The organism is Crocosphaera chwakensis CCY0110, from assembly GCF_000169335.1.
GTDB classification, from domain to species: domain Bacteria; phylum Cyanobacteriota; class Cyanobacteriia; order Cyanobacteriales; family Microcystaceae; genus Crocosphaera; species Crocosphaera chwakensis.
Genome location: NZ_AAXW01000001.1, coordinates 201,855 through 213,965, shown reverse-complemented (window position 1 = coordinate 213,965; position 12,111 = coordinate 201,855). Strand labels below are relative to the sequence as shown.

The window sequence follows — 12,111 nt, the reverse complement described above, 5'->3', positions numbered from 1 at the left end:
GATTTTGTCAGGTTGAAAGTAAGCTAAACTTTCCGTTACTGTATTCTGAGAGACGCTTAAAAAAAGTTTACATTTTGAGACTGATTTAGACAATTGACGATAACTATATGCATTATTCCATTCCAGAGAGTCCAGAAGAAATATTTGCCCTCCGCACTAAACCAGTCGATGAGGAAATGATCGCCGTTGCCATTACCGGAGTGGTTAATCTTGCCCGTTCTCAGGGACAATCCTTGGACGAGTTGACGGCTGAAGTTCTGCAAGATGATCCATTGTTGGATAGAGTCCAACGTCGCTGGTTAAGTGATTTAGTTCGCCAAGCATGGCAAGCTTTTCCTTAAATCAGTTTTTTCATTTTTAAACAATTTTTATCAGAGTCAACGCGAATATAGTCTAATTCATCGGTTAATTTATCCATAAAAAAAAGACCGCGATCGCTTTCTAATTCTAGAGGATCAATATTTTGTTGTGTTAACTCGGCTAATTTAGCTTTTAAATCGAAAAAAGCTCCTTGGTTCCAAATCAGAATATCGACCCAAGTCTGATAAAAATTCACATTAATAATAATCGGCATCGTTGCTGGTAGATTTTTGTGAGCATAGAGGACTGTATTAGTAAACCCTTCAGATAGAGCTAGTTTACATTCCCACAAAATTTTAGGGGGTAAATAAGGTTTAGCAATAGTTTCAAACCAAACTAAAATCTTTTCTAAAGCCACAATTTCAGTCTTAACGGTAAGTTGAAAAGGCTTAAGTAAAGACTGGTTTTTCTTATCTCCGTTATTAGACTGCACCACTATTCTTATGAAATAAAATTAACACAGTCTTCAAGATAAGCTGAAGATCATACCAATGACTCCAATTTTTTTGATATCTTAAGTCTAATTCGATTACCTGTTCAAAATTGGTAATTCGCGATCGCCCGTACACTTGCCACTCTCCTGTCATACCTGGTTTAACATTTAGACGTTGCCACTGGGGGACTTCATACCTTTCTACTTCATCTGGGGTTGGGGGACGAGTGCCGACTAAACTCATTTCTCCTTTTAAAACATTCAAAAACTGAGGTAATTCGTCTAAGCTGGTTCTGCGTAAAAAACGCCCCACTCGTGTAATACGGGGATCATGGGTATTTTTGAAGATTGCTCCTTTTGCTTGATTCGGAACTTTTTGTTTTAGGGATTCAGCATCAGCACACATAGAGCGAAACTTGATAATCTTAAAGCGTTTTCCCAGCCAACCACAACGAGTTTGATGAAAAAATATCGGTCCTGGGCTATCTAATTTAATGGTAAGGGCTATGGGGATGAATAGAATAGCAGTAATCAATAAACCCACCAAACTGCCCGCAATATCCATTGTTCGTTTTATCCACGAGCGAACAGAAGGATGGGTTTCGGGAGGCTGTATTGAAACGGTTGGAGGATAGGTTTCGAGGGTAGTAGTGATAGGGATAATCTCATCAAGTCCCGTCATAGATAATACCGCCATGACTGGGGGAGGGGTTTGGTAAAGAATGAGGGTAACATTTTTACTCTTAGCGGCCTTAAAGTTATGGACTAAAGCACCCACCCCGCTACTATCCATAAATTCAGTTTCACTGAAGTCTAAAATTAGCTGTTTAGGAAGATAAACTGACGAAACTAAAAACTGATGACATACCTGCTTGAAATGGATTGCCTCTAATACAGTGAGGCGTTTGGGCATTTTCATTACAGGGTAGTTGTCAACAATAACAATGGGAAAGGGGATTTCTGGCGTTTGGATAGTCATCACCTGTTCGGAATTTGGCCATACAGATTAGCGCAGAGGACGCTTTGTCTTTTCCTGCTGCATTTTTTCTTTTGCCTTGCTTGCACTGCGTCTAAGGGCTTGGAGACGAGATTCATACTGTTTCCGTTGCCTGCGATTTGGAGTTTGTTCGATGAGTGTTTTGAAGGCACTTCCGAGACTTTTATAGGCGTTGGGCAAAGTATAACCAAAACGGGTAGCTAAAGCAATAGCTTTATCATCCGCTTCAATGGATTCTTTTAATTTCCTTTCTCCATTATTTTTTTGCCAGAGTCGATACCCAGAAATACCACAGAGGCCCAAGGCTAAGAGTAGAAGCAAACCATCTTGCACCCAAAGTTCTCCGACTGCTCCACCTAAACCGATGGCTAGTGCGGCCATTTCCCATCCTTCTCTGGGAATAGTATCATTTTGAATACGGGCGACTTCGTGCCAAAATAACAAATTTCGCTGATCAATGGCTAAATTTTCCCATTTCGCTAAGTCGATTTGAATTTCTACTTCGTCTCTTCCCAATTCTTCACAGCGTATGAGAGGGGGATTGATTTCGGTACTCCCTTCTATCATTACCCAGTTTTGTAGCTCTGGGGGCAGTAATGTTTTTAACCGCCTTAGCTCACTCATTTCTGCTCTAGCAGAAGAAGTTACATAGGTCATAGTCTTATAATACTTCTTTTATTCATTATATAAGGATTTTATCTTAGCAAAAATCTCGGTTAAAAAAATGGTTTTGTGAGAAACCGAACCTTTGAGGACGGATTGTACGATAACTTGTAATTTTCCCAGATTTTACATTTCGTTACAATAAGATTAAGAAACAGCGATGTAAGATAAAATCGCTGACACGATAGGAGGTTATTCATATGAATAACAATATAAGAGTTGGAAATTTATTTGGTATTCCTTTTTATGTTAATCCCTCATGGTTTTTAGTATTGGGGTTAGTTACTTTTAGTTATGGGGGACAATTAGCCTACTTTCAAGAATTGAATGGAATTATCCCTTGGCTTTTAGGGTTTGTCGCTGCTATTTTATTGTTTGCTTCTGTATTAGCTCACGAATTAGGTCATAGTTTTGTGGCTATTTCTCAAGGAATTGATGTTAAATCGATCACTTTATTTTTATTCGGAGGATTGGCTAGTTTAGAGAAAGAATCGGACACTCCATTAGAGGCTTTTTTAGTAGCGATCGCTGGTCCTGTTGTTAGTTTATTACTCGCTGCTATTCTATTTATTGTTGCCTTTAATGTTTCTTTTCCTGCACCGATTGAAGCCATTATTGAACTGTTAGCTTCGATTAACTTAGTGTTAGGGTTATTTAACTTGATTCCTGGTTTACCTTTGGATGGAGGAAACATCTTAAAATCCCTCGTCTGGAAGATTACAGGTAACCCCAATAAAGGGATTATTTTTGCCAGTCGTGTTGGTCAAGTATTTGGCTGGTTAGCTGTTGCTGTTGGTGGTTTATCCATCTTAGGAATAATCCAATTTGGTAACTTTTGGACTTTATTAATTGGTTTTTTCTTGTTACAAAATGCTGGTGTTTCTGCCCAGTCTGCACAAGTACAAGAAACCCTCAATGGTTATACAGCAGAAGATGCAGTTATTCCTGATAGTCCTATTGTTTCTGGTGAGCTAACGATTCGTGAATTTGTTAATAATTATGTGATTGGAAAAAATCAGTGGAGAAAGTTCTTAATTGTTAACGAAGAAGGCAATTTATCAGGAGTTTTAGAAGTAGAAAGCTTGAAAAAAGTTCCTACCTCTGAATGGATTGATATCAAGCTTTTTGAGGTCATGGAACCTATCAAAGACTTGATTACTATTAAGTCAGATGAAACCCTACTAGAAGTAGTCAAAATGCTCGAAGATGATCCTCAAAAACAGCTAACAGTAATAGGAAATAATGGACAAGTTCTAGGATTACTTGAAAAAAATTCTATTATTAAATTACTGGAAAAAGATAAACAAACACAAACTGCCTGATCGAAAATAATCAAAACATGGTAGAGGTCAACAGTTGTTGACCTCTATGATATTTATAGGGATAACCCGATTTTTAAAAATTATAGCTCTACGTATTATAATTAAGGTATAAGATGTTTTAAGTATCAGGAGCATCAGGAAAATTATATGGTAATACACTTAAAAAAAGTTGTGCCAGTTGGTCGAACTTTTGATGAATATATTAAGATGTTCAATTTAACAGAAAACGATTGTAAAAGATGGATTCTAAGTGTAGCAGATGGACCGGCTAGTTTTAATACCGAAGGTACTCAATTAGGTTATACAATAAAATCAGTTGACCCTCTTTATGTTTTTAATAGTGAGCAAATTAAAACTCGTTTTTATGAAGTCATTGATGACATTATTAAACAAGTAGAAAATACCTCAAATGACTGGGTTTGGAGTTATCATAAATCCCCCCAACAATTAAGAAAAAACAGAGAAAGAGTGATTGCTTTATTTTGTGAAGATTATGAACAAGGGAAAAAAGAAAATCGTTATGAAATAGGAGAATTACCTAAATTAAAATATAAGGATAATGAATATGAATTAGGATTAATTTCTCATTTCCTTTTTCTTTATTCTGAATATTTTGATCAACAGTTTCATTTAGATGCAATTGGGGAAATGCTAAGAGTTTGCCAAGAAGTAAGAATTTTTCCTTTAATAACCCTAAAACATGAAATCTCACCTTATGTTGATATTGTTATTAAAATATTTAAAAACAAAGATTACGAATGTAAAATTGAAACTGTTTCCTATGAATTACAACCGAAAGGAAATCAAATGCTAAAAATTACTAAAGTATAATAATCAGTTGTCTCTATCAATAAAATGAATAATTTTAAAAAGCCTTCAAAAAAGAGATTTTTTATTGCCTTACTTCCTCCTAAAGATGTGCAAGAAGAGGTGACAAAAATAAAAGAATATTTTAAAGATATTTATAATAGTAAAGCAGCTTTAAAGTCTCCGCCTCATGTTACCTTACAACCACCTTTTGAGTGGGATACTGAAAACTTACCCCCATTAATTCAGGAATTAAATTATTTCTCGCAATCTCAACAATCCTTTTCTATGACTTTAAGAGGGTTTTCTGCCTTTAAACCTCGTGTTATTTATATTGATGTCTTAAAAACCTCTGAACTTTTATCAATTCAAAAATCATTAATGTTTCATCTAGAATCTTCTTTAAACATTGTCCATCAGGTGTCTAAAAGTCGTCCTTTTTCACCTCATTTAACCCTTGCTTTTCGAGATTTAACGAAAAAAAATTTTTATCGAGCTTGGCCAGAATTTAAAGATAAAGAAATTTACTACAATTTTGTGATTAATGAAATAACTTTATTAATCCATAATGGCAGAAATTGGGACATTCATTCGGAATATTGTTTTAAATGATTAATAATAATTTGCTTTTGTATTCTCTACCAAAAAAAATAATCAAGGCGGCACCCAGACTCGAACTGGGGATAAGGATTTTGCAGACCCCTGCCTTACCACTTGGCTATGCCGCCATTTAGACACTCTTACAAGTATAACAAAAATAATTCAAGCAAGACAAGGTTTAAATTAAGACAAAACCTAAATTTTTCTGAAGAAACGTAACACCTATCCGATGGATTAAACTGACTTGTGCAGTGGTAGAAACTGACATAACGACCCTTACCATAGCCTTAATAGTGAGTATAGACTAAAAATGGAGGTGAGGCGTGTTAATAATAAAAGCCTTTCGTTCTATATCTTTACGCCGAAAATATCCTATGAATAAGACTTACAAACTACTTGTCGGGACAATGTTGTTATTGGGACTAGGTACAGTATCCTTCGCTCAAAATGCCGATGCTGCCAATCCCTTTACCCAATTCCGTAATAATAATTGCGTTCCTGAAGCGAAAAAAGCAGGGTTAACTCAAGCAGAAGCAACACAAATCTGTAATTGTACGGTTCAGGCATTACAGAAGAAATACTCAACCCAGGCTTTTTCAAATCTTTACGCTCAATATAGAAATGGAGATAATAACGCCAGAAGAACTTTAACCCGTTATGGACAAAATTGTTCTGACGAAGTTCTTGATAACATTCTCTGGGAAGACTAAACCCTAAAGAGGCGATCATGAGGATAAATACTTAATTATCTTTCGCCACTGATCGCAGTTAGCTGAAGACTTTTTTAATATTAGTTTTCAGCAAACCTTGTTATAACCATAGAAACGGTGTGAGTACGGCAAACCTTTATGAAACTATCTTGGCGACAACATCTGAATATATCCCGCGTGGCGATAAAATATGCACGAGTCACCCTTTTTATCGCGATCGCTGTGGCAGTGGCAGGGATATTTGCTTTTAGCTCGCTTAAATATGCCCTATTTCCTGAAATTCCATTTCCTGTGGTTATTGTTCAGGGATCTGCACCTTTAGAAACTGCCTTAGAAACAGAGAAACAGTTGACCAACCCGATTGAAACTTCGTTGCGATCGCTAGAAGACGCAGAGTTATTTTCTTCAACTTATCCCGGCCAAAGCATTATTAATGTTGCCTTTGCAGCCGGGTTAAATCTGGATCAATCAACAGAAATTGTTAAAAATTCCCTGAAACAAGCTCAGCTACCCTCCGACGCAACCATAGAAGTTACACCGTTTAACCTTAATGAGTCGGTGGCGGTGACTTATGCCATTTCCAGTGAGACGCAACCAGTTGAAATTTTAGCATCTATTGCCGAAGAAAAAATCATTCCTTCCCTCGAAGCATTACCAGGAGTCAGACGGGTTGATTTATTAGGAGATAGTTCCTTAAGAGATGTCGGTAATAGTAATAGTTCAACTACAAATCCCCCAACTTTAACGCGGTTGAATCAAGAGGATATTTTAGCGATTCAAGTCATTAAAAAAGCTGATGGAAATACGTTAGATGTAGCTGAGGCAGTACAGGGAAAAATTTCTAGTTTACGAGAAAGTTTATCTGATGTTCAGTTAGTTATTGCTGAAACTCAAGCAGATTATATTGAAGAAGCGAGTCAAGCCACTTTAGAAGCATTATTAGGAGCAATTATCTTAGCTGTTTTAGTTATTTTTCCTTTTTTAAAAAATATTCAAGCCACTTTAATTACTGCGTTAGCCATTCCTATGTCTTTATTGGGAACCTTTATTGTTATGGCGATTGCAGGGTTTAATTTAGAAACCATTACTTTATTGGGATTAGCATTAGTTATTGGCATCATTGTTGATGATGCTATTGTCGATGTAGAAAATATTTCTCGTCATATTGATGAGGGGATGAGTCCCAAAGAAGCAGCCATTAAAGGAACAGATGAAATTGGTTTAACGGTGTCGGCTTCTACGTTAACACTAGCTGCTGTATTTCTTCCCATTGCTTTTATTGGCGGTAACTTAGGACAATTTTTTAAACCGTTTGGTATGACAGTGGCTGCTGCGGTTTTAATTTCTTTATTAGTAGCGAGAACCTTGTCCCCAGTTCTAGCAATGTATTGGCTGAAACCGAGAAAAAGAAGAGAAGAACATCAGCATAAACCCTTTATTTTAGTTCCTATTTATCATCGTGTTTTAAATTGGTCTTTATGCCATCGTAAGGCTGTTATTGGAATTGCATTGGCGAGTTTTATTGTAGGTTTGGGATTAATTCCTTTTATTCCTCAAGGGTTTGTTCCTAAGTTAGACCGAGGAGAATTTAATGTTATTTATACCTTACCTAATCCAAAAATTCCCAATCGTTTAAAAGCTGCTCAAGAAAGAATGAGTGAGAATGAAGGATCTTCATTATTTCAAGGATTAATGGAGTCTCCTGAACGTATTTTGTTAAGTAGAAATTATCGAGTAGGCAGTAAATTAGAAGGGATCGTTTTAGAAGATCCTAACGTTGAATCTGCTTATACTATCGCCGGTTATCAAGGTAATCCTCTTAAGGGTAGAATTTATGTACAACTTAAGAATAATCGGACGTTAACCACTAGCCAAGTTCAAGAAGAAATCAGAGAAACGCTGCCAAAACTAAAGGGAGGAAGTATTAGTGTAGAGGATATTCTTTTCATTGAAACTGGTGATGATAGTCCTCTAAAAATAGCTCTATTAAGTAGCAATTTGGAAAGTCTTGAAACAACAGCAAAACAGTTGAAAGATCGCTTAGAAACAATTCCAGGATTAGTGGATATTAAACTATCAGCAAGTGTTGAAAGCTCATTTGTAGAACATTTTCAACAACAAAGAGTGATCTATCTAACGTCTAATTTATCCGAAGGAACTGGGTTAGGAGATATTACTAAAAAAGTAATTTCAATCACTGAAGAAATATTACCCAATAATGTAACTTTTGATATCCAAGGAGCATCGGCGCAAGTCCGTAGTATTTTTAAAGAATTTGCGATCGCTTTGTTCTTTGCTATTCTCTGTATGATGGTGATTTTATATGTAACTTTTGGTCGCTTTTTAGAGTTGTTTGTGGTACTTTTATCTTTGCCTTTATCTATTGTAGGAGCAATGTTTGCTCTATTAATTACTCAAAGCGATTTCGGGATGATATCATTAATTGGTCTAATCTTCTTGTTAGGCCTATTGGATAAAAATGCCATTCTATTGATGGATTATACTAACCAATTGAGGCAACAGGGTATCAGTCGTCATCATGCTATTCTCAAGACAGGAGAAATTAGGTTACGCCCGATTATTATGACCACGGCATCTACCATTTTAGGGATGCTTCCCATTGCAGTGGGGTTAGGTGCTGGTGCAGAATTAAGACAACCAATGGCTGTTGCTATTATTGGCGGTTTAATTACGTCATCTATATTAAGTTTAATTGTGGTTCCTGTTCTTTATACAGTATTAGAAGATGGTTGGGAAAAACTCTGTTTTAGAAGAATGAAACGAGTTGACAATTAAGTAAGATTTAGGTCATATTAGGAAGGTATCTTCTTAAGAAAAGGTGAAAATAAAAAATTAATATGACCTTCCTTTTTAATCCTTTATTTCTCACTACAATTTTAATTACTTTTATTATTAATGCAGAAGAGAAAAAAGCGACCGCTAGTCCAAAATCTAACTTTAACTATCCCATCATTGATCATAATTTACCTTATAGTAAAGATTTGACAAAAATAGAAAAAAGTGATAGAGAGATAGAAACTTTAGAGAAAGCTTTAGAGGTTGCCAACTCCTTAAAAGATGTTCAAGCACAGCAGGAATTATTAATAAAAATAGCTCAAAAGTATGCAGAAATAGGGGAAAAGAAAAAAGCAATTAAAATCCTTAATCAATCATTAGTAACTATCCAATCATTAGATAACTTAAATCAAAAAACTGAATTAATGCTTGCTGTATCTCAAGCTTATGAAAACCTAGGAAAAAGTAAAATAGCTAATAAAATTTTAGAAAAAACTGTTATTTTGGTAAGTAACTTAGAAGATGAATTAATTCAAGCCCAACGCTTAACAGAAATTGCCTTAAGACAACCTCAGAAATCTGCAGATATTTTACTTACAGAAAGTCAGACATTAATAGCAAAAGCATCAAAACCCGTTTCTTTATTCCCCTTTCAACCTACCCCTCTAAACGGAAGTATTAGCTTTTTTGGAAGCATAGAATCCGCTTTAAATACAACTAATGAAGTTACTATTAATTTGGGATTAGAACAAACCTGGAAGTATGATGAATTCGCATTTAGAGGATTATTTAGCACCGATTTTGATAGTGCAAGAGTCGTGGATAGAGATCAAACAACCATTGATTTAACAGGAGAATATCGTCATCATTTTGACGAAACTTGGAAATTTTTTACCTATAATACATTTCTACGAGATCAAGAAAATAATATTAATTATGATCTCAATTTAATTGCAGGCCCAGGAATTAATATTTTTCGTAAGTATCCTAACCGTCGTTTAGATATGGGAGTGGGTTTAGGGGCCAGATATGAAGATTCTTTAGGTAAACCAGATGACACTAATTTTCCGACAGTAAGTTATTTAATTAGTTACCGAGATATATTTTTTGAACGCTTAAATTATCGTCAACTTTTTATCTATAATCTACCCGTAGAAGATACGGTTGACTCTCGAATTTTAGCCATTAGCGAGTTATCTTGGCCGTTGTTTGAAAATTGGTCATTAACAGGGCGTTTACAGTATATTTATTTAGGGGTTCCACCAGACAATAAACCTACCTCAGAAATTAATTTTTCTACAGGATTAACCTACGATTTTTAATTAAGAATGATGACAAAATGTGCCATTGCATTAGGAAGTAATTTAGGAGACTCATTAAACATTTTAGAGACAACCATAACCTTGTTATCTAGACATCCTTCTATCGACTTAATATCCCATTCCCCTTGGTATCAAACCACTCCAATAGGTCCTCCTCAACCTAATTATTTTAATGGTTGTGCTATCTTAGAAACCAGTTTAACCCCTCAGGATCTTTTACAAACTTTACTGAGTATAGAACAAAAATTTGGGCGTATTCGTCGAGAAAAATGGGGGCCAAGAACCTTAGATTTAGACTTATTATTGTACGGTGATTTAATCTTAGAAACTCCTTCTTTAAAAATACCTCATCCCCTGATGCTTGAACGAGCATTTGTATTAGTTCCTTTGGGCGACATTGGGGCTAGTTGGGTACATCCCATGACAAAAAAAACGATCAAAGAACACCTTAACAAGTTAAAGTATGAAGGAATTAAACTTTGTGGAACAATCACTCAATAATGATTACTTTAATGAGATTCCTCGTTTCCTCGGAATAACCATTAAAGATACAAAAAATAACAAAATTGGGGGTGACATTAACCCATATCACACCCCCTACACCGACACTTTTAATTAGGAAGATTACCGTAGAATAATTGCATGGTTTCCACGGTTAAAACTTGAGGAGGTGTTGCATCAGGAGGATAGAGAAAATCCACTTCAACCATTCTTTGTTCCCCTGGTTTCAGATTGAATCTTACCAACGGTTCCCCTTGTTGTCCTTGTCGTTGTACTAAGTGAAAGAAACGTTCTTGAGTGGTTCCCTCCCCATCTTCATAATTCACTTGTACTGTTCCACGAAAGAATACTTGACCTTGGGGTTGACGGGAAAAGATTAGGCGATCAGCGTATTCATTTTTCTTGAAAGGGGTTTGCAAAGTGACGGCTACGGTTTGGGGTTCATTGGTTTTATTAACCAAAGGTAGGGTTAAATTATAATGTACCCCATAGTTGCCATGAGCTTTATAAGCGGTATCAGGATAACGCACTAACATCGGTGCGCTTTGTATTTGTTGTGTCCCGTGGGTTCCCGTTGTCACTGTACTGAGGGGATAAGAAAATGCTCCACCCCGTTCAGGAATAGTAAGATAAGGTTTCCCTTGTCCATCGCTCAGTCTTGCTTCCCATTCAGACCCCACAGAGATACCTGCAACACGGCCATAAATGGTTTTATCTCCATAGTCCACATCTGGAGGAGTAGGGGCCAAATCTCTCGGATAAATTAAACCGCCTTTAGTAACAATGTGTCGCCATTCGTTAAGATTAGGTTCTCGATAGGCGATCTTAACTTTCTCTTTGTCTCCTTCTTTGTATTTAATTTGTTCTGCCACTTCATAAAGGGCTAAATTAGCCATGTACAAAGGACCATCACTATAAACCCGTAAAAACGTTGATCGCGCGCTACTGGGCTTAATAGGAAGGGTAAACAGCATCCGACTTTGATGGGGTGGGATAACAATACGACGAGATAATTCGTCTTGGTTAACCCCTCTAAGAATATCCCCCATTAAACGGGAACCTGGCCCAGAAAAAACTTGTCCTGATGGATCTTCAACAATGGGCGGAAGATTAATAAAGGGTGCGTCAGAAGAGTTGAGATAACTTGCCCCTTGTAACACCTTGACTACCACTGTTTCTGAGGTAGGATTATGAACTAAAAGACCTTGATAAAGGGTTTTATTCCCTTGTGCCGGTCGAGAGATGTGATGACTGAAAACATCGAAACGGCCTTCTACAGGATAATTGAGATGAGCGTCAGGACGACGCTTACCATTGGGGGGAAACGTCGATAATAAAACTCCTTCTGTCGAGATGACTTCAGGACTATTGCTATTGAAAACTAAAACGTCATTGAGTTGGCCAGGTAATGGGCGTATCTCTTGAGGTTGAGTAATAAATTGAGGGTTCCTTTCCCGATAGGTCAAGGGATAGGACGCGGTTTGTGCGATGAGTAATGATGATAGTAAAGAAAGCATAAATATAAAACCAGCAATTTTAAAACGGAGTTAATAATTTTAACTTTTTTTCAGATTGCCGTCATTCACTGGAATTTGTCAAT

General features: G+C 36.4%; 12 protein-coding genes and 1 tRNA gene. 8 read left to right on the top strand and 5 right to left on the bottom strand.

Going from position 1 to position 12,111, the window contains the following annotated elements; all coding sequences use genetic code 11:
* Positions 1-107 precede the first annotated feature (107 nt).
* Positions 108-341 (top strand): hypothetical protein, encoded by a 234-nt coding sequence (locus CY0110_RS01120; RefSeq protein ID WP_008272683.1) that lies wholly within the window; start codon positions 108-110, stop codon positions 339-341.
* On the opposite strand, the gene CY0110_RS01115 is transcribed toward CY0110_RS01120, so the two are convergent.
* The 3 genes from CY0110_RS01115 to CY0110_RS01105 are packed head-to-tail and all read right to left on the bottom strand — an operon-like array spanning position 338 to position 2,447.
* Positions 338-796: an ATP-binding protein gene (locus tag CY0110_RS01115; RefSeq protein WP_035797939.1), complete on the bottom strand. Its 459-nt coding sequence runs from the start codon at positions 794-796 to the stop codon at positions 338-340. The genes CY0110_RS01120 and CY0110_RS01115 overlap by 4 nt on opposite strands.
* Entirely contained in the window at positions 783-1,772 is a 990-nt protein-coding gene (locus tag CY0110_RS01110; protein ID WP_008272681.1) for a sugar transferase, read from the bottom strand. The genes CY0110_RS01115 and CY0110_RS01110 overlap by 14 nt, the downstream gene beginning before the upstream one ends.
* A gap of 27 nt (positions 1,773-1,799) precedes the next feature.
* Complete coding sequence (locus tag CY0110_RS01105) at positions 1,800-2,447, bottom strand: DUF3318 domain-containing protein (RefSeq protein WP_008272680.1); 648 nt, start codon at positions 2,445-2,447, stop codon at positions 1,800-1,802.
* Between the two features lie 206 nt (positions 2,448-2,653).
* On the opposite strand from CY0110_RS01105, the gene CY0110_RS01100 reads away from it, so the two are divergent.
* The 3 genes from CY0110_RS01100 to CY0110_RS01090 all read left to right on the top strand — a co-directional run bounded on the left by CY0110_RS01100 (position 2,654) and on the right by CY0110_RS01090 (position 5,194).
* Positions 2,654-3,775, top strand: a complete 1,122-nt coding sequence (locus CY0110_RS01100; RefSeq protein WP_008272679.1) for a site-2 protease family protein — start codon at positions 2,654-2,656, stop codon at positions 3,773-3,775.
* A 147-nt stretch (positions 3,776-3,922) separates the two neighbouring features.
* Positions 3,923-4,606: a hypothetical protein gene (locus CY0110_RS01095; RefSeq protein WP_008272678.1), complete on the top strand. Its 684-nt coding sequence runs from the start codon at positions 3,923-3,925 to the stop codon at positions 4,604-4,606.
* Positions 4,607-4,630: 24 nt separating this feature from the next.
* Positions 4,631-5,194 (top strand): 2'-5' RNA ligase family protein, encoded by a 564-nt coding sequence (locus tag CY0110_RS01090; RefSeq protein ID WP_008272677.1) that lies wholly within the window; start codon positions 4,631-4,633, stop codon positions 5,192-5,194.
* Between the two features lie 45 nt (positions 5,195-5,239).
* On the opposite strand, the gene CY0110_RS01085 is transcribed toward CY0110_RS01090, so the two are convergent.
* Positions 5,240-5,310 (bottom strand) — tRNA-Cys (locus tag CY0110_RS01085).
* Positions 5,311-5,556: 246 nt separating this feature from the next.
* On the opposite strand from CY0110_RS01085, the gene CY0110_RS01080 reads away from it, so the two are divergent.
* From CY0110_RS01080 to folK, 4 genes are all read left to right on the top strand, one after another.
* The gene (locus CY0110_RS01080; protein WP_035797937.1) at positions 5,557-5,892 is read left to right on the top strand and encodes a hypothetical protein; all 336 of its coding nucleotides are present in this window, start codon (positions 5,557-5,559) and stop codon (positions 5,890-5,892) included.
* Between the two features lie 138 nt (positions 5,893-6,030).
* Entirely contained in the window at positions 6,031-8,688 is a 2,658-nt protein-coding gene (locus tag CY0110_RS01075; RefSeq protein WP_008272675.1) for an efflux RND transporter permease subunit, read from the top strand.
* A 62-nt stretch (positions 8,689-8,750) separates the two neighbouring features.
* Positions 8,751-10,010: a DUF481 domain-containing protein gene (locus tag CY0110_RS01070; RefSeq protein WP_008272674.1), complete on the top strand. Its 1,260-nt coding sequence runs from the start codon at positions 8,751-8,753 to the stop codon at positions 10,008-10,010.
* A 6-nt stretch (positions 10,011-10,016) separates the two neighbouring features.
* Positions 10,017-10,511: a 2-amino-4-hydroxy-6-hydroxymethyldihydropteridine diphosphokinase gene (folK, locus tag CY0110_RS01065; RefSeq protein WP_035797935.1), complete on the top strand. Its 495-nt coding sequence runs from the start codon at positions 10,017-10,019 to the stop codon at positions 10,509-10,511.
* Between the two features lie 110 nt (positions 10,512-10,621).
* Here folK and CY0110_RS01060 read toward each other — a convergent pair whose 3' ends face one another.
* Positions 10,622-12,028 (bottom strand): DUF3370 domain-containing protein, encoded by a 1,407-nt coding sequence (locus CY0110_RS01060; protein ID WP_008272672.1) that lies wholly within the window; start codon positions 12,026-12,028, stop codon positions 10,622-10,624.
* Positions 12,029-12,111: the final 83 nt, after the last annotated feature.

Excerpts from the sequence above, each read along its gene's own strand:
- CY0110_RS01095 (WP_008272678.1), top strand. The coding sequence starts at position 3,923 with ATGGTAATACACTTAAAAAAAGTTGTGCCAGTTGGTCGAACTTTTGAT.
- CY0110_RS01070 (WP_008272674.1), top strand. The coding sequence starts at position 8,751 with ATGACCTTCCTTTTTAATCCTTTATTTCTCACTACAATTTTAATTACT.
- CY0110_RS01075 (WP_008272675.1), top strand. The coding sequence starts at position 6,031 with ATGAAACTATCTTGGCGACAACATCTGAATATATCCCGCGTGGCGATA.
- CY0110_RS01120 (WP_008272683.1), top strand. The coding sequence starts at position 108 with ATGCATTATTCCATTCCAGAGAGTCCAGAAGAAATATTTGCCCTCCGC.
- CY0110_RS01060 (WP_008272672.1), bottom strand. The coding sequence starts at position 12,028 with ATGCTTTCTTTACTATCATCATTACTCATCGCACAAACCGCGTCCTAT.
- CY0110_RS01100 (WP_008272679.1), top strand. The coding sequence starts at position 2,654 with ATGAATAACAATATAAGAGTTGGAAATTTATTTGGTATTCCTTTTTAT.
- CY0110_RS01090 (WP_008272677.1), top strand. The coding sequence starts at position 4,631 with ATGAATAATTTTAAAAAGCCTTCAAAAAAGAGATTTTTTATTGCCTTA.
- CY0110_RS01105 (WP_008272680.1), bottom strand. The coding sequence starts at position 2,447 with ATGACCTATGTAACTTCTTCTGCTAGAGCAGAAATGAGTGAGCTAAGG.
- CY0110_RS01110 (WP_008272681.1), bottom strand. The coding sequence starts at position 1,772 with ATGACTATCCAAACGCCAGAAATCCCCTTTCCCATTGTTATTGTTGAC.
- folK (WP_035797935.1), top strand. The coding sequence starts at position 10,017 with ATGATGACAAAATGTGCCATTGCATTAGGAAGTAATTTAGGAGACTCA.
- CY0110_RS01080 (WP_035797937.1), top strand. The coding sequence starts at position 5,557 with ATGAATAAGACTTACAAACTACTTGTCGGGACAATGTTGTTATTGGGA.